The sequence below is a fragment of the Halorubrum sp. LN27 genome (genome assembly GCF_016635065.1).
Classification (GTDB): domain Archaea; phylum Halobacteriota; class Halobacteria; order Halobacteriales; family Haloferacaceae; genus Halorubrum; species Halorubrum salipaludis.
On record NZ_JAEPET010000001.1, the window covers coordinates 2,745,589 to 2,761,019 of the forward strand.

Below are 15,431 nucleotides of genomic sequence, written 5' to 3' on the forward strand. Positions count from 1 at the left end.
GATGGTATCTACTAAGTTATTGGAGTAGATACATTTCTGTATGTCAAGTGACGCTAACGATTTTATAGAGAAGTTGAGTTCGTTCAAGGAATTCAGCGACGACAAAGGCGGCCACTATTTTGTAATCCAGTTCGAGGACGACAGTGGACGAGTATTTAAGAAACAAGCAAGCGACGGCAACCATTCAATCGCAGAACTCGAGATTTGTGAAGGACATACAAGAGATGCGATGCGGAGGATTTCTGAGGCAACCGACTTCGAGTTCAGTGAGGACTCGAACACTCAGCAGAACCTTCGTCATTTGATGAATGAAGAGTAACAATCTGGTATAAAGCCGCCAGTAAATAGGCACCCCTCGCCGATCCGCTGTTTCACCTGATTCTGTGTCTGAAAGGTGATTTCAACAGCGCCGCGCCTCTGTACACCCGTATAGCGCCTCTGCTTCGAGCGCGTTCTCGTCGGAAGCAGTCGGGTTCAGAGTCCTGGCAGAGCGGTCGGATCGCTCGGGGCGGCTCGCTGGCCTCCGAGCGGAGCCGGATTTTAAAGCCTATTATCCACCACGCACGTAGATCCGTCAACGATGCAATTCTGCGACGGGTGCGGGTCGATGATGCACACGGAGGGCGACGCGTGGGTCTGTCGCTCCTGCGAGAACGAGGAGCCGCGGGACTCGCAGGCGGAAGCGTCGATGGCGACCCGAGAGGGACAGCGGGACGACGGGGCGCCCGCGGTGGCCGACGCGACTGGGGACGCCGCCGAGACGACGCGGGAGCCCTGTCCGGCGGACGACTGCGACGGCGACCGGGCCACCTCCGAGATGATGCCGAAGCCGGGCGGTTCCTACGAGGTGCGGCTGTTCACCTGCGTCGAGTGCGGCCACAAGTGGCGGGACTCCTGACGGCGCGTCTCCCGGCGTTTATTCCTTAAATACGCGCAGATTCCCCTTCCGTTCCTCCGGAGGCGAACGCCGGAAGGCACCCGCCGTGCGCTGCTTCCGTCCCCGCTCGGCTAGTCGTCGGCGCCCGCGGCCCGCGTCCCGCCGACCTCGATCGGGAGCGGCTCCCGCGGAAGCGGCTCAGTCGGCCCCTCGCGAGCGAGCGGCGGCCAGCGAACCTCGGTCGCGATCGGGTCGTCGAGGTCGAGCCGCATCCGGAGGTCCCCCCGGCGCTCGACGACCTCGAACCCCACCGTCCGGTAGACGCTGCGGGCGACGCGGTTCCCCGTCTCGACGTGGAGCACGATCCCGTCGCGACCGCCCGCGGCGGCGTCGGCGATCACGTGCCGACACAGCTCCGTGCCCACGCCCCGCCCCTGCATCGCGGGGTGGACGAAGACGGCGAGTTCGGGGACCGCCGCGTCGCTCGGCGTGTACATGGCGTGGCCGAACAGCTCGCCGTCTCGCTCGGCGACGACGTTGCTCCCCTCCGCCAGCATCGACTCGACCCAGTCGACGCACCGGTTCCGGCTCACCGGCGGAAGCCCCTGCGCGCGGTCCGCCCGACCGAACCGCTCGTACATCTCGACGAGGTACGGCGCGTCCTCGTCGACCGCGGGGCGGATCGTCCACCGGGCCCCCTGTTTGTCCACGAAGCGCGGACAGCGCGGCGGACAGTGGACCGTCCCCTCGCACTCGCTGCCGTCCCAGCCGTCGCAGGCGGCGGTGGCGTCGTGGCTCATACGTGCCCGTCGGTGCTCCGCGGGGTTATATCGTGATAGCTGCTCCCATAGCGTGGGAACGGGGGCCACCTATAGCGAGGGAACGGGGCCCACCTATAGCGAGGGAACGGGGCCACCCGTAGTGTGGGAACGGGGGCGCGAGGGTCACCCGCGGAGCGACACCGTCACCGCGGTACCGCCGAGGTCGCTTTTCGCGGCCCGCAACTCGCCGCCGGAGGCGCGAACGATCCACCGGACCAACCAGAGTCCCATCCCGGTGCTGTGGGTGAGTTTCGTCTCGTCGGACCTCGTCAACACCTCGCGCTCGTGGGGCGGGAGTCCGGGGCCGTCGTCCGCGACGGTGACGGAGGCGCCGTCTCGGTCCGCGCGGACCGTCACGCGAACGCGGGGCGACGGCGAGTCGTTGTGTTCGATCGCGTTCTCCAGGACGTTGTCGAGCGCGTACGGAAAGAGCTCGTGAGCCACGGCTTCGGCGTCGGCCGGGGACCGGACGGCGACGTCCGCGGTCGGGTGGGTCGCGCGGAGATCGCCGGCTCGCCCCTCCACCAGAGACGAGAGGTCGTACGTCGTCTGGCTCTCCTCTCCGTCGGAGCCCTGCAGACGCTCGAGCTGTCGCGCGGCCTCGCTCAGATCGACGATGCTCGAGAGGCGTCGGTCCATCGCCTCGACGTGCGGATCGTCGTCGGGGCGATTCGCGGCGATCGCTTCGAGGTGTCCCGCGATGACGTTCGCGTCGTTTCTGATGTTGTGTCGCAACACCCGGTTGAGAACGGTCAGCCGCTGCTCTCGCCGTTTCCGTTCGCCGATGTCGGTCGCGACGTACGTCGCTCCGGTGAACTCCCCGTCGCGGTCGCGAAGCGGAGCCGCCCAGAACCGAACCTCGAGCAGCGACCCGTCGCGGTGCGGGTGGCGCGCCTCGACGCCGGTCAACCGCTCGCCGTTTCTGAGTCGCTGCAGGGACGACTCGAGCGGGTCGGCCGCCTCCGCACCTCCGTCCACCCCCGCACCTCCGTCCACCTCCGCCTCCGCCTCCGCTTCCGTCTCCGCCTCCCCAGAGACGAACCGGCGTCCGAGCGCGTCCGACTCTGACCAACCGAAGAGCCGTTCCGCGCCGTCGTTCCACAGTTGCACGGTCCCGTCGGGGCCGACGACGACGATCGCCACGGGGGCGACCTCCACGACCGAGAGGAACCGATCGAGAAGGAAACCGATCGTGTCGGTGAGAACGTCGGCCCCTTCGCGGCGGGTGAGCTCTTCGTTGAGAACGACGACCAGCTCCGAGACGAGCCGCTCGATCAGCTCGTCGCGGTCGCCCGTCGCGTTCGACTCGTACGCGCGCATCAACAGCCGTCTGGCCTCGCCGTGTTCCTCGGCGTCGACGACGTCGAACAGGGCCCCGACGATCTGCTCCTCGTACCGATTCATTTTAGGCCAGCCTAAAATACGGTCGAGTATATGCGTTCCGCACTCGATTTCGGCGGGGCGTCGGGACCGGTCCTCACTCCCGAATCAACACGATCCCGTCGCGGAACACGGAGTGGTTCGGCACCACGTGCTCCTCGCCATCGGCCTCGATGCGGGTGACGAACAGGTCGACCTCCTGGACGATGCCGCGCTCCCCGGCGACCCGCACCTCGTCGCCGATCCCGTACGGCTGTCGCAGGAGGAGGAAGACGCCGGCGGCGGCGCTGGCCACGAGGTCCTTCGTCGCGAGCGCGGCGAACAGCACGACCGCGAGCGCGTACGCCGCCAGCAGCACGACCAGCGCGATGGTCTGGACCCCGACCTGCCCGAGCGCGATCAGGACGGCGACGTACACGACGCTGTACTTCACGAGCGGCGGCAACACGCCGAGCTCGGGGAGCTTGATCCCGCGGAGCCGCTCGGCGACGAGCAGCTCCGCCTTGTCGCCGACGACGATCCCGACGATGAGGACGACGACCGCGACGAACAGCCGCGGCAGGAACGCGGCGACGTCGGACCAGAACCGTTCGAGGTAGTTCACGTCGGCGACTGTCAGGGCGACGATGACGGCGACGGCGAGGATGAAGTAGCTCGACAGCTGCGCTAAGATTCGCACCGTCGAGGTGTCGAACTCGCGGGCGGTGCGCTCGAAGGCGGTCCCCTCGATCACCTCGGGAACGCCCGCGCGGGTCAGCAGCCGGCGGTTGATCACGCCGACGACGTACGCCGCCAGCAGCCCGAACAGCAGCACGAACAGCGCGAGCCAGATCCGGTCCGGGACCGCCGCGACGAACTCGGAGACCGGTGTCGGTACCGCGGACATGGCGGTTAGTACTCCTCCGGATCGATCTCCAGGACGAGCTCTCCCGCCTTAAACGCCCGCACGAGCCCGTCCGACTCGGAGAGCACGATCGCGGTCGCGTTCGTGTCGCGGGTGATCGCCCCGCCGGCCATGTGGCGCGCACCGAGCCCCTTCGGGATGTCGACGCCCTCCGCTCCCGGTTCGAGGTAGCGGTACGCGGAGACGATCTTCCCGGAGTCGGAGACGACGAACGCGCCGTCGAGCCGCGAGAACTCCTTGAGCATGACATTGACGATGGGGTCGCCAACGTGGACGTGCGACTTCTCGAAGGGGTTGTACGACAGCGGACGGGACTTGTTCATCACCTTGCCCGCGTCGCCGACGACGAACAGCGCGCCCACCGGCTTCCCCTTCTGCCCCTTCTGTCCGAGCTCGATCGCGACCTCGAACACGTCGCGGATCACGCTCGGCTCGGCCCGGGAGTTGACGAAGAGGTCGTAGATCCCGGTGTGAACCGTCTCGTCGACGGTGACGCGGACCACCGCGTCCGACCCGCCGTCGAACACCGAGGCGATACAGACCACCTCGTCGCCCTCCGAGACGAGCTCGGCGTCCATCGCGCCCTCGATCCCGAACCGGATCCGGTCTTTGACGTTGTCGAACGGGAGGGGGAGCTCGACGAACACCTCGGCGTCGACGTCGTTGTCCGGCGCGACGACGACGATCTCCGTGTCGCCGTCCTCGAACCGGTCGTGGAACGAGCTCGTCGGCGAGAACAGCAACACGGCGTCGGCGTCCTCGACGAGATCGGACAGGTGGTCGGTGAGCGAGGCCATTACTCGCAGGGACTCCCGGACGACGTATAGTCGTTGCGTCGGCGTCGTGCGTGCGTCTGACGCTCGGGCGTTGGAGACGAACGAGGCGGTGGAAAGCACGAGGGCGACGGCGAGGGGCCGCGGTGCCGCGCGACTTTTCACCTCGCGGCGCAACCGATCGGACGAACATGGCGACCCGCGAGGCCCTCTGGGACTACCGCGACGAGTTCGGCGACGCCTTCGGTCGCACCTACTTCCGCCGGTTCGGGCCGGGCGTGGTCTCCAGCGTCGGGATCGGGACGTACCTCGGCGACCCGACCCCCGCGGTCGACGACGCGTACCGGAACGCGATCGACCTCGCGCTCCGCTCCGGCGTGAACCACGTCGACACCGCGGTCAACTACCGGTGCGGGCGCGCCGAGCGCGTCGTCGGCGAGGCGGTCCGGGACTCCCCGATCGACCGCGAGTCGATCGTCGTGGCCACGAAGGGCGGATTCCTCCCGTTCGACGGCGAGCGTCCCGACGACCCCGCCGCGTACGTCCGCGAGCGATTCGTCGAGCCCGGGATCGTCGCGCCCGACGACCTCGCGAACGGGGCGCACGCCATCTCCGCCGACTTCCTTGAGTGGTCCCTCGACCGGTCGATAGAGCGGCTCGGGCTCGACGCGATCGACTGCTACTACGTCCACAACCCGGAGACGCAGCTGGCGGTCAGGTCGCGATCGGACGTGTACGACCAGTTGGAGGCGGCCTTCGAGCTGCTGGAGCGTCGGCGCGCCGCGGGTGACATCGGGGCCTACGGCGTCGCGACGTGGGACGCGTTCCGGGTCCCGGAGGACGACGAGCGCTACCTCTCGCTCGCCGAGGTGCTCGCGCGGGCCGAGGCCGCCGGCGAGGCGGTCGGCCCCGGCGACGACCACGGGTTCGAGGCGGTACAGCTCCCGTTTAACGTCGCGATGGCCGACGCCTTCACGCGGCGGAATCAGCGGCTCCCGGGCGGAGAAAGCGACGCGGAGCCGGTCTCGACGCTCGAACTCGCTCACGAAGCGGGGCTCTCCGTGGTGACGAGCGCGAGCATCGGGCAGGGCGAACTCGCCGTCGAGGGGGCGATCCCGGCCGACGTCGACGCGACGCTCGCGGGCGAGACCCCGGCCCAGCGCGCGCTCAACTTCGCGCGGAGCGCGCCGGGCGTCACCTCGTCGCTCGTCGGCGCGAGCGACCTCGACCACCTCCGCGAGAACGTCGCCGCCGGCACGTTCGATCCCCTCGGCGCGTCGGCGTTCGACGCGGTGTTCGAGTGAGGTCGGCCGGCCACAAGACGTTTGTCGGGACCGGTCCAAGCCGGGGGCATGTCCCCCACGCGGCGAGCCCTCCTCCGGAGCGCGTCGCTCGGCGCGCTCGCGCTCGGCGGCTGTCTCCGCACCGATCCGCCCGGCGGCGACGGCGCGACCTCGACGAGCCGATCGACCACGGGCAGCGACGACGACCCGACCGTGTTGACGGTCAGAAACCCCGGCGGCGAGGCGGCCGTTCTCGACCGGGCAGCCGGTGGTGACGGGAGTGACGGGGATGACGGAGCCGGCGGCGGGAGCGACGAGGCCGACACCGACCCCGCTCCGGTCTCCCGCGAGATCGTGACGACCGACGACCGGGCGGCCGAGCTGACGGTCGCCGCGGGCGTCGACGAGGCGGACCGCTCGCGGGTCCGGTCGTTCCTCGACGACACCGACTACGAGACGGAGACGGTGTTCGTCGCCCGCGCCGGCATCAAGTCGTGTTACCGGCTCCGGATCCGGTCGGTCTCGTGGCGGCCGGGTCGCGTCGAGTACGAGTACTGCCGGGAGCTCCGGCCGCCCGACGCGGCCTGCGAGGCCGGCGCGCGCGACGCCGTCGGACTGCTCTTCAGGCTCCCGGCCGCGCTCGACTCGCGGCTCACCGGGTCGGGAGCGAGCGGGCGCGCTCCCTGTCGGGCCGTCGAGACGGAGTACGACCGGATCGACGCGAACGCGACCGTCCCGGGAGACGACACGGCGCTCGGCGGGAGCGCGGACGACGGGAGCCCGGACGACGGGGGCTCGGACGACGAGGACTTAGGCGATGGACCGACCGCCGGGGAGTCCGGAGGTGACCGCTCGTGACCCGGCGGCTCACTCGCCGGGAGGCGCTGTCCGCCGCCGGCGCGCTCGCGCTCGGCGGGTGTCTCGACGGCGACCGGGGGCGCGACCGAGGGTTCTGGGACGACCCGCCGTCGCTCGACACGGCGGGGGCGTCGGCGGCGGTCGAGGCGCCCGTCCCCGACCGACCGCGGCTCGTCTCCGTGTCGATCGACTCCGGGGCCTCGGCCGCGTTCGCCGACCGCGTCGACCGACTGCTCGACCCGATCCCCGACCCGCTGACGGCGGAGAGGCTTCCGAACGGGGCGATCCGGGAGCAGATCGCGGCGGGGCGCGACGACGCCCGCGACGCGGTCCCGACGCCGAGGGAGTCGCTCACGCCGCTCGCGCGGGCCGAGCGCTTCGCGACCGCGCGGGGCCGCGCCGCGACCGCAGTCGGGACGTGGGGCGCCGTGACGACCGAGGGCGACCCGCGAGGGGTGACGGAGCGCGTGGGGACCGTCCGGAACCGGATCGGCGAGATGAGGGACGACCTCCCGGGGACCGCGTCGTCGCCCCTCGCCGGCGCGGCCGTGTACGGCCCGATCGAGCGCTGGCTCGACGTTGCGAGCCGCCGGGACCTCGTCGGCTCTACGGGCGTCGCGGACGGCGCGGACCCGCTTCGAACCGGGGAGGCGGTCGGCGACGTCGAACGGGTGCAGTCGCAGATCGAAGCCGGGCGACACCTCCGCGACCGGTACCGGGAGTCGCTCTCGGAACCGCGGGCGGTCGGGGCCCCGCTTCGCGCGGCAGCGGAGCGGGTCGGCGCCGCGATCGGCGACCGGCTCCGGGAGCTGCACGGGGACGAGAACGACCCGATCGGTCTCAGGGGAAGCCCCGGCATGGACGCGTTCCTCGACGACCGGCCGATCGCGCGCGACGCGCCCAGCGTCTCGCTCCTTTCTCGCGTGACCCACCGGACCTTCGAGGACCTCCGGTTCGACCCGGTCCCGGTCGGCGACTACACCCCGGACCACCCGGCGACGGCGCTCACGCGGACTGCGCTCGCCGGCGTCCGACTGCGGGCGCTCGACGACCTCGCCGGACTGATCGAGGACGGGGAGACGCTGTTCCCGGAAGACGCCGACGCGGTCGGGGACGCTCGCGAGGACGCGGTCCGGTCGGTCGACCGGCTCGTGACGAGCGCGAACCCCCTGGCGCGCTGGCTCGGGGGACGGTTCCGCACCCTGTTCGCCGAGCCCGACGACGCGCTCGAAGCGAGCAGTCCCGAGGCCCGCCGGGTCGCCGAGGCGTTCGCCGCGTACCGGTGGATCGAACTGGTCGGCGACGAGGCGGACCCCGTGCTGGCGTCGGTCGGCGACGCGGTCGAATCCCGCGGCGGGTAGCCGAGGGGGACCGGCGAGGAAGGGGTGAACGCCGGGGCCGCCTACCGCTCGCGCTCCGACAGCCGGTCCGACGACCGCGATGCATCGCCGTCGCGCCCCGGAGCGGAGTCGCGTCGCGTCGCCGATCCGAGCCGGCCCGACGCTTCGGCCTCGCGTTCGCGGGCGTCGGCGATCCGCTGCGTCGCGTCGGCGATTGAGTCGAGCGCGGCGAACAGCCGGTAGCTGACGTACAGGCCGACGGGGAGCGCGACGCCGACCATCACGCCGAGGAGGACCTGTCCGACGATCACGAGGGAGTAGGCGATCACGAGTAGCGAGAACAGGGCGAGCATCGCCCCGACCGGCGTTCGGAGGGCCTCGGAGGGAGAGAGCGGGTTGTGGACCATACGCGGCGCTACCGGCGCGGGACACTTAAAAATAAACGCGAGCCGTCCGCGGGAGTCGCGGGGTCGCGACTGCCCTCAGTCGTCGGCGGGCGCCGCGGAGTCGCCGGCGGAGACGCCGGTCCCGGGCCCGATGTCGATCCCGAGCGCCTCGAGCTTCTCGTCGGGGACGACGCCGTCGACCCAGTCGCGGGTCTCGTAGTACTCGTCGAGCATCTGGTCGAGCTCGACGAGCTGGCCCTCGCTGGCGCCCGTGCCGGGGATGGCGTCCGGGTGCCCCTCGATGAACCGGTTCGGCAGCGTGTCGTCGCTGCCGTCGAAGCCGGCGAGGTTGTTGTAGTAGCGTTCGAGGTTGTAGACGCGCTCGCCCGCCTCGAACAGCTCGTCCTCCGTGAGGTCGCGGCCGGTCATGCCGTTGTACTGGAGCACGTACTCCTCGATCCCCTCCGCGAACGCGCTGAACTTGCAGATGTCGAAGGAGTCGGAGACGGCGTGCAGGTTCTGGAAGGTGACGGTGAGCTCGCCCTTCCCCTCCCACTCGTACGGATCGACCTTCTCCGGAATGCCGAGGATCTCGGCGGCCGGCGTGTAGCCGCGCAGGTGGCAGGCGCCGCGGTTGGAGGTCGCGTACGCGATCCCCATGCCCTTCATGCAACGCGGGTCGTACGCCGCCATCGTCTGGCCCTTGACGGAGAGCTTGTTGCCGTGGGCGTCCTTCGCGTCGGCGACGCGCTCGGGGCCCTCCGCGAGGAGGTCGCCGAGGTCCGAGGAGCGGTGACCGATCTCGTCGATGAGGTCGATCATCGTCTCGGAGTCGCCCCAGTCGAGGTGGCCGACGCCCTCCAGTTTGCCCTCCTCGCTCATCTCCATCGCCATCGCCATCATGTTGCCGGACTCGATGGTGTCGATGCCGAGGTCGTTACAGCGGTCGAGCATGACCGCGATCTCGTCGCGGTCGTCGTGCCCGGAGTTCGGGCCGAGCGCCCACGCGGACTCGTACTCGTACGACTCCATGCGGACGTTCATGTCCTCGCCCTTGTGGACCACGTCGACCTCGACCTCCTTCTTACACGCCACCGGACAGGAGTGACAGGTCGGCTCGTCGACGAGGATGTTCTCGCGGACGTTCTCGCCGGAGACGCGCTCGGCCTGGACGTCGACGCCGTCGGCCTCGCTGTACGCCTCGGTGGAGGTGTGTCGCGCGTTCTTCGTCGGGAGGCCGTCGATCTCCTCCGTCGCGTTCATCAGGACGTTGGTGCCGTACATCGAGAGCCCGCCCTCGTTGGGGGCGGTCACGTCGGACTCCCGGATGACCTCCATCGCCTGCTGGTACCCCTCCTGGAACGTCTCGGGGTCGGCCGGCTTCGGCATGTCGGTGCCGCTTTTCACCACGACCGCCTTCACGTTCTTCGAGCCCATCACGGCGCCCGTGCCGCCGCGGCCCGAGGCGCGGTCGTCCTCGTTGATGACGCAGCCGTAGCGCACCTCGTTCTCGCCGCCCTGTCCGATCGCCATCACGGAGACGTTCCGACCGACCTTCCCGTCGACCTCCTCGCCGAGCTGGTCGATGGTGTCGTGGACGCCCTGCCCCCAGAGGTGGGAGGCGTCGCGTACCTCGACGTCGCCGTCCTCGACGAACAGGTAGACGGGCTCGTCGCTCGCGCCGTCGAGCAGGAGGCCGTCGAGCCCGGCCCACTTGAGCCGCGCTCCGGACCAGCCCCCGTGGTGCGAGTCGGTGACCGTCCCCGTCAGCGGGGACTTGGTAACGAACGCGATCCGACCGCTCATCACGGTCTGGGTCCCCGTGAGGGGACCCGTCATGATCGCGAGCCGGTTGTCCGGCCCCAGCGGGTCGACGTCCGGGCCGGCGTCGAAGACGTACTTGACGCCGAGCCCGCGCGCGCCGATGTACTTCTCCGCGTCCTCCTCGTCGATCCCCCGGTAGTCGACCGCTCCGTCCCCGAGATCGACCTGTGCAACTCGGTCTCTGTAGCCGCCCATTTCAGTCATGTAATGCTCGTTCATTATAGACGGACTGTAGCGGGTTAGTTGTTCACCTCCGGTCGAAACGGGAACCGGTTACGTCGGAGCCCCCGCGGTCGACGGGGCGATATATAAACGGTGGTCTCGAAGAATCCGGAGAAAATCGCCGACATGACGACGCTTGCGCATGTGTCGCACGGACGAGACGAGGGCCGTACTGCCGAGCGGTTTCGGGAGGGACGACGCGCCGGGAGGCGACGGCGTCCGAATCGGGGCAGTCCGTGACCGCTAACTTCGCTGGCCGCGGACGAGAGGGCGTGAATCGGACCGACCGCGGACGCGACGGCGACTCTGACGACGACGCCAGCGACGCCGACGAGACCGATGACGCCGACGGCGACGCCGACCCCGCCGCAGGGAGAGGGCGGAGCGACGCGCGGCTGGGCACCGTCGCGTTCGCGCTGGCGGTCCTCGTCGCGTCGGTGATTCCCGTGTCGCGGGTCGCGTCCGGCGGCGGGGGGGGAAGCGGGGCCGGCTGGCCGGGAATCGGCGCGGTCGGCGCGCTTCCGTTCGAAGTCGGGCTCACCGACCCGTTCCACCTCGTCGGCTACGCGGTCCTGACGGTCCTCGCGAGCCGCGCGATCGGTCGGGGGCGGCGCGGGCTCCTCCTCGCCGCCGCCGGAGCGGTCGCGTTCGGTCTCGGGATCGAACTCGTGCAGGCACCGATCCCGTGGCGGTCGTTCGCGTGGCGCGACGCCGCCGTCAACGCGGTCGGGGCGGCGATCGGGTCGGCCGCGCTCGTCGCGGCCGGTGGGATCGGCTCGGGCGACGAGACCGACCCGGACGAGGCGTCACGCACGCGCCGCTCGCAATGACGACACGGCTTTACGCGTTCGCCCGCTTCCTCCGGTAATGAGCAAGCCGAGCCCCGACGCGTACGAGCAGGGGCGCGGGATGGACGCGCACAACGCCGTGATGCGCGACATCCGCGCCGAGCGCTCGGAGACGTACGACCCGACCCAGCCCACCCGCGTGTGGATCGACGAGGACAACACGCCCGACGGGGTCGTGAACTCCCTCACGATCATCTTAAACACCGGCGGCTGTCGGTGGGCCCGCGCCGGCGGCTGCACGATGTGCGGCTACGTCGCGGAGTCCGTGGAGGGCGGCAGCGTGAGCCACGAAGCCCTCATGAACCAGATCGAGGTCTGCCTCGACCACGAGCGCGAGGAGGCGGACGCCCCCGCAGAGCTGATCAAGATCTACACCTCCGGCTCGTTCCTCGACGAGCGCGAGGTCCCCGCGGAGACCCGCCGCGCCATCGCCGAGACGTTCGCGGACCGCGACCGGATCGTCGTCGAGTCGCTGCCGGACTTCGTGAGCCGAGAGAAGATCGGCGACTTCGCGGACCACGGCATCGCGACCGACGTGGCGGTCGGGCTGGAAACGGCGACCGACCGCGTCCGCCACGACTGCGTGAACAAGTACTTCGACTTCGCCGACTTCGAGGACGCCTGCGCGGAGGCGGCCGCCGCAGACGCCGAGTTCGACGCCGACGTGGGGATCAAGGCGTACCTCCTGATGAAGCCCCCCTTCCTCGCGGAGCCCGAGGCCGCCGCCGACATGATCGACTCGATCCGGCGCTGCGCCGACGTCGACGGCTGTCACACCGTCTCGATGAACCCGACGAACGTCCAGCGCTACACGATGGTCGACGAGCTGTTCTTCGAGGGCGGCTACCGCCCGCCGTGGCTCTGGTCGGTCGCGCACGTCCTCGAGGAGACCGCGGACGTCGACGCCATCGTGGTCTCCGACCCGGTCGGACACGGCTCCGACCGCGGGGCGCACAACTGCGGCGAGTGCGACGACCGCGTCCAGACCGCGATCAAGGACTTCGACAAGCGGCAGGACCCGAGCGTCTTCGAGCAGGTGTCCTGCGAGTGCGAGGCGACGTGGGAGCTCGTGATGGAGGAGGAGACGAGCTACAACATGCCGCTCGCGCGGTAGCTCCGCCTTTCGCCCACCCCCTTCCGACCACCCCCTTCCGACCACCCCCTTCCGACCACCTCCTTTCGCCCCCCGTCCGAAACGGGAGCGATCGAGGGCAATCGCGATCAGCTTATCCCACTATTCCGAAACGTTCGATCTGGTTCTCCCGTTTTTTCGGACGGAATTTGCATGAGAATGCGGACCATACCGATCGATCAGGTCGAAAAAGACCCTTATACCTCCGGATACTGAGGTAACGTATGAACGCAGACGCCAGCGGTCCTCGGTCGGACGCCAGCGGTTCCCGGTCCTTCCGCGCGAAGTCGGTGCTGTTCTGTGCGGAATGCAGCTTCGAGAACCCCGTTTCGGAGGGGTGGCTCGTCGTCAGCGACGGCGACGAGCGCACCGTCGTCTGTCCGGAGTGCGGCCACGTCGCCGACCACCGGACGGAGCGGTCGGCCCCGGCGCCGTCACAGCCCGCGGACTGACTCGCGACTCGGTCGGACGGCGATCGGACCGGCTTTCTTCACTCTCTCTCCGGCGCTCGCTCAGCGAGCACCGGGATCGCGTCCAGTCGCTCGTCGTCGAGCGCGTTCCAGTCGATTCCGTCCGGTCGCGCGTCCGTGGTCTCGGTCCGAACCGTTCGCTCCGGAGTCACCACTAAGTCGAGCGGCACGTCGTGGGCGTCCGGCGCGGGGAGATCGGACTCGCTCCCCTCGACCGCCGATTCGGGGCCGTCGAGGACGGACAGCTCGTGGACCGTCGTCGCGACCGCCGTGTCCGCGTCGACCGCGCCGAGCTCGCTGAGCACGCCCCACTCTAAGTCGCTGTACCCCTCGCCCTTTCCGATCCGGGCGCCGTCGCTCGTGACGCCCACGGAGCCGGCGACGATCAGGCCGACGCGCGGCACGTCCTCGGGCGCGGTGGGAACGCCGTACTCGTCGATTCCCGAGACGGTGGTGGCGTCGTCGATCTCCTCGGGCGGGATCTCGGCCGGATCGAGCCGGAGGAACGGGTCCGGGTCGCGGAGCCGCGGCTGGGCGACGAAGACGGTCTTCCCGGCGCGGAGCGCGGCCCGGCGGACCGGGAGCTGCGGCGCGTCGGGGTTGCACTTCAGGGTCGCCGCGTCGCGCCACTCGGGCGCGTCGGCGAGTCGCTCCGCGGCCGCGTCGGCCCCGGCGAAGTTCGGGATCCGACCGTGGGGCGGGAACGGGAACCGCGCTTGATCCCCCGCGTCGAAGGCGTCCCAGACGGCTTCGCGAACGGCCTGCTTGTCCATGGATCAAAGAGGAAGCGGGGCGACAAGTACCCCTCGACCCCGAAGCCGTCCCCCTCGCGTCCTGCGATCGTTTATTTACCGGTGTATTTATACATCAGATTCGTGTGAAGTAACTTATGCTCGAAGACGGACTCTCGTACCCGGTTCGCGGCGACTGGATCGGCCGGATCATCATCGGCGGGATACTGGGGCTCTTCTCCGTGCTCCTCCTCCCGGCGTTCGTCATCGTCGGGTACCTCGTGCGGGTGCTCGAAGAGACGATCGCCGGCGAGGAGGTGCCGCCGGAGTTCACCGACTGGGGCGACCTCCTGATGAAGGGTGTCATCGGAACGATCATCACGATCGCGTACACGGTGGTTCCGGTGATCGTGTACGGGATCGTCGTCGCGGTCGTGGTCGGCACCGGCGGCGCGGTCGGCGGGGACGCCGGCGCCCTCATCGGCGTCGTCGGTCTCCTGCTCGCGCTGGCGTTCATTCCGGTACTATTCCTCGTCTACTACGCGGTCCCCGCCGGCCTGACGGCGTACGCGGCCCGCGGCGAGATGGCCGCCGCGTTCGACATCGACCTCCTGAAGCCCACCCTGTTGAGCACCGAGTACCTCGTCGCCGTGCTGATGCCGATCGTCGTGGCGGTGATCACGTGGGTCGTCGCGGGCGTGCTCGCGGCGACGATCATCGGACTCCTCCTCGTCCCCTTCGTCCAGTTCTACGGGCAGGTCGCCGTCTTCCGGATGTTCGGGGCCGCGTTCGCGACGGTGAACGAGCAGATCGACGCCGATCCGGCCGACCCCGACACCGGCGCGGTCGGCGGCGACGAAGTCACCTACTGAGCGGTCCGACTGCGGTCCCGCGACGCGCCTTTTAAACCGTTCAACCGCCCACGTACGGGTATGTTCGAAGACCGGCCGGACCGCGACGCCGAGGTCGTCCTCGTGGGGCGCTCGAACGTCGGCAAGTCCACGCTGATGCGCGAGCTCACGGGTCACGACTTCTCGACCGGCGGCAAGCCGGGCGTGACCCGCCAGCCGAACCACTTCGACTGGGCCAGCGAGGGGTTCATGTTCACGGACCTGCCCGGCTTCGGGTTCATGTCCGGCGTCGAGGAGGAGCACCGCGAGGCGATCAAGACGAACATCGTGCGCTACCTGGAGGAGAACGCCGACTCGATCCTGGCTGGCGTCGTCGTGATGGACGGGAAGGCCGCCGTCGACATCATCGACCGCCACGCCGAGCGCGGGAACATCCCGCACGACGTGGAGATGTACGGCTTCCTCGAAGACGTCGGCGTCGAGCCCATCGTCGCGGTCAACAAGACCGACAAGATAGACGACCTTGACGAGCGGCTCGACGAGATCTGCGACCGCCTCGGCCTCTACCCGCCGTGGCAGCAGTGGTCCGACCGGATCGCCCCGATCTGCGCGAAGCGCGGCGACATCGAGGCGTTAGAGGAGTGCCTCCGGACGCGCTTCCACGAGCACAACCGCGACGACCTGCTGAAGTTCGTCTCCTGAGGCCGCGCGTCTTTTAAGTCGGCTGGCGG

General features: G+C 69.5%; 17 protein-coding genes. 10 read left to right on the forward strand and 7 right to left on the reverse strand.

Annotated elements, in window-relative coordinates; genetic code table 11:
- The first annotated feature begins 40 nt into the window (after positions 1–40).
- Complete coding sequence (locus JIN95_RS13495; RefSeq protein WP_200531814.1) at positions 41–319, forward strand: hypothetical protein; 279 nt, start codon at positions 41–43, stop codon at positions 317–319.
- Positions 320–580: 261 nt separating this feature from the next.
- On the forward strand, positions 581–898 hold the full coding sequence (locus tag JIN95_RS13500) for a DNA-directed RNA polymerase subunit M (RefSeq protein ID WP_095635771.1): 318 nt from the start codon (positions 581–583) through the stop codon (positions 896–898).
- A 110-nt stretch (positions 899–1,008) separates the two neighbouring features.
- Here JIN95_RS13500 and JIN95_RS13505 read toward each other — a convergent pair whose 3' ends face one another.
- The 4 genes from JIN95_RS13505 to dacZ form a co-directional block, all read right to left on the reverse strand.
- Positions 1,009–1,677 (reverse strand): GNAT family N-acetyltransferase, encoded by a 669-nt coding sequence (locus tag JIN95_RS13505; RefSeq protein ID WP_095635770.1) that lies wholly within the window; start codon positions 1,675–1,677, stop codon positions 1,009–1,011.
- A gap of 144 nt (positions 1,678–1,821) precedes the next feature.
- Positions 1,822–3,102: a PAS domain S-box protein gene (locus JIN95_RS13510; protein ID WP_200531815.1), complete on the reverse strand. Its 1,281-nt coding sequence runs from the start codon at positions 3,100–3,102 to the stop codon at positions 1,822–1,824.
- A 73-nt stretch (positions 3,103–3,175) separates the two neighbouring features.
- Entirely contained in the window at positions 3,176–3,964 is a 789-nt protein-coding gene (locus tag JIN95_RS13515) for a mechanosensitive ion channel domain-containing protein (protein ID WP_095635768.1), read from the reverse strand.
- Positions 3,965–3,969: 5 nt separating this feature from the next.
- On the reverse strand, positions 3,970–4,779 hold the full coding sequence (dacZ, locus tag JIN95_RS13520; RefSeq protein WP_095635767.1) for a diadenylate cyclase DacZ: 810 nt from the start codon (positions 4,777–4,779) through the stop codon (positions 3,970–3,972).
- A 167-nt stretch (positions 4,780–4,946) separates the two neighbouring features.
- Here dacZ and JIN95_RS13525 point away from each other — a divergent pair, with 167 nt between their 5' ends.
- The 3 genes from JIN95_RS13525 to JIN95_RS13535 are packed head-to-tail and all read left to right on the forward strand — an operon-like array spanning position 4,947 to position 8,257.
- Positions 4,947–6,059 (forward strand): aldo/keto reductase, encoded by a 1,113-nt coding sequence (locus JIN95_RS13525; RefSeq protein WP_200531816.1) that lies wholly within the window; start codon positions 4,947–4,949, stop codon positions 6,057–6,059.
- Between the two features lie 48 nt (positions 6,060–6,107).
- On the forward strand, positions 6,108–6,896 hold the full coding sequence (locus JIN95_RS13530) for a hypothetical protein (protein ID WP_234699211.1): 789 nt from the start codon (positions 6,108–6,110) through the stop codon (positions 6,894–6,896).
- Positions 6,893–8,257 carry a hypothetical protein gene (locus tag JIN95_RS13535; RefSeq protein ID WP_200531817.1) on the forward strand — a complete coding sequence of 455 codons (1,365 nt, stop codon included), beginning with the start codon at positions 6,893–6,895 and terminating at the stop codon, positions 8,255–8,257. Before JIN95_RS13530 ends, JIN95_RS13535 begins: the two co-directional genes overlap by 4 nt.
- A gap of 41 nt (positions 8,258–8,298) precedes the next feature.
- Here the strand turns inward: JIN95_RS13535 and JIN95_RS13540 are convergent, their stop codons facing one another.
- Together JIN95_RS13540 and JIN95_RS13545 are read right to left on the reverse strand one after the other, a co-directional pair.
- Positions 8,299–8,643 (reverse strand): hypothetical protein, encoded by a 345-nt coding sequence (locus tag JIN95_RS13540; RefSeq protein ID WP_095635764.1) that lies wholly within the window; start codon positions 8,641–8,643, stop codon positions 8,299–8,301.
- 75 nt (positions 8,644–8,718) lie between these two features.
- Entirely contained in the window at positions 8,719–10,650 is a 1,932-nt protein-coding gene (locus tag JIN95_RS13545; RefSeq protein ID WP_095635763.1) for an aldehyde ferredoxin oxidoreductase family protein, read from the reverse strand.
- A gap of 413 nt (positions 10,651–11,063) precedes the next feature.
- On the opposite strand from JIN95_RS13545, the gene JIN95_RS13550 reads away from it, so the two are divergent.
- The 3 genes from JIN95_RS13550 to JIN95_RS13560 all read left to right on the forward strand — a co-directional run bounded on the left by JIN95_RS13550 (position 11,064) and on the right by JIN95_RS13560 (position 13,100).
- A complete protein-coding gene (locus tag JIN95_RS13550) occupies positions 11,064–11,498 on the forward strand; it encodes a hypothetical protein (protein WP_234699379.1) in 435 nt (144 codons plus the stop codon).
- A 37-nt stretch (positions 11,499–11,535) separates the two neighbouring features.
- Positions 11,536–12,630 carry an archaeosine biosynthesis radical SAM protein RaSEA gene (locus JIN95_RS13555; RefSeq protein WP_095635762.1) on the forward strand — a complete coding sequence of 365 codons (1,095 nt, stop codon included), beginning with the start codon at positions 11,536–11,538 and terminating at the stop codon, positions 12,628–12,630.
- A gap of 242 nt (positions 12,631–12,872) precedes the next feature.
- Positions 12,873–13,100, forward strand: coding sequence for a hypothetical protein (locus tag JIN95_RS13560; protein ID WP_200531818.1), 228 nt, complete (start codon positions 12,873–12,875; stop codon positions 13,098–13,100).
- A gap of 38 nt (positions 13,101–13,138) precedes the next feature.
- On the opposite strand, the gene JIN95_RS13565 is transcribed toward JIN95_RS13560, so the two are convergent.
- Entirely contained in the window at positions 13,139–13,891 is a 753-nt protein-coding gene (locus tag JIN95_RS13565; RefSeq protein ID WP_200531819.1) for a 5-formyltetrahydrofolate cyclo-ligase, read from the reverse strand.
- Positions 13,892–14,007: 116 nt separating this feature from the next.
- Here JIN95_RS13565 and JIN95_RS13570 point away from each other — a divergent pair, with 116 nt between their 5' ends.
- On the forward strand, positions 14,008–14,721 hold the full coding sequence (locus JIN95_RS13570) for a DUF4013 domain-containing protein (RefSeq protein WP_200531820.1): 714 nt from the start codon (positions 14,008–14,010) through the stop codon (positions 14,719–14,721).
- Positions 14,722–14,781: 60 nt separating this feature from the next.
- The gene (gene engB / locus JIN95_RS13575) at positions 14,782–15,402 is read left to right on the forward strand and encodes a GTP-binding protein EngB (protein WP_095635758.1); all 621 of its coding nucleotides are present in this window, start codon (positions 14,782–14,784) and stop codon (positions 15,400–15,402) included.
- Positions 15,403–15,431: the final 29 nt, after the last annotated feature.

Excerpts from the sequence above, each read along its gene's own strand:
- JIN95_RS13560 (WP_200531818.1), top strand. The coding sequence starts at position 12,873 with ATGAACGCAGACGCCAGCGGTCCTCGGTCGGACGCCAGCGGTTCCCGG.
- JIN95_RS13500 (WP_095635771.1), top strand. The coding sequence starts at position 581 with ATGCAATTCTGCGACGGGTGCGGGTCGATGATGCACACGGAGGGCGAC.
- JIN95_RS13495 (WP_200531814.1), top strand. The coding sequence starts at position 41 with ATGTCAAGTGACGCTAACGATTTTATAGAGAAGTTGAGTTCGTTCAAG.
- JIN95_RS13540 (WP_095635764.1), bottom strand. The coding sequence starts at position 8,643 with ATGGTCCACAACCCGCTCTCTCCCTCCGAGGCCCTCCGAACGCCGGTC.
- JIN95_RS13570 (WP_200531820.1), top strand. The coding sequence starts at position 14,008 with ATGCTCGAAGACGGACTCTCGTACCCGGTTCGCGGCGACTGGATCGGC.
- JIN95_RS13515 (WP_095635768.1), bottom strand. The coding sequence starts at position 3,964 with ATGTCCGCGGTACCGACACCGGTCTCCGAGTTCGTCGCGGCGGTCCCG.
- JIN95_RS13530 (WP_234699211.1), top strand. The coding sequence starts at position 6,108 with ATGTCCCCCACGCGGCGAGCCCTCCTCCGGAGCGCGTCGCTCGGCGCG.
- JIN95_RS13555 (WP_095635762.1), top strand. The coding sequence starts at position 11,536 with ATGAGCAAGCCGAGCCCCGACGCGTACGAGCAGGGGCGCGGGATGGAC.
- JIN95_RS13525 (WP_200531816.1), top strand. The coding sequence starts at position 4,947 with ATGGCGACCCGCGAGGCCCTCTGGGACTACCGCGACGAGTTCGGCGAC.
- engB (WP_095635758.1), top strand. The coding sequence starts at position 14,782 with ATGTTCGAAGACCGGCCGGACCGCGACGCCGAGGTCGTCCTCGTGGGG.
- JIN95_RS13510 (WP_200531815.1), bottom strand. The coding sequence starts at position 3,102 with ATGAATCGGTACGAGGAGCAGATCGTCGGGGCCCTGTTCGACGTCGTC.
- JIN95_RS13545 (WP_095635763.1), bottom strand. The coding sequence starts at position 10,650 with ATGACTGAAATGGGCGGCTACAGAGACCGAGTTGCACAGGTCGATCTC.
- JIN95_RS13565 (WP_200531819.1), bottom strand. The coding sequence starts at position 13,891 with ATGGACAAGCAGGCCGTTCGCGAAGCCGTCTGGGACGCCTTCGACGCG.
- JIN95_RS13505 (WP_095635770.1), bottom strand. The coding sequence starts at position 1,677 with ATGAGCCACGACGCCACCGCCGCCTGCGACGGCTGGGACGGCAGCGAG.
- dacZ (WP_095635767.1), bottom strand. The coding sequence starts at position 4,779 with ATGGCCTCGCTCACCGACCACCTGTCCGATCTCGTCGAGGACGCCGAC.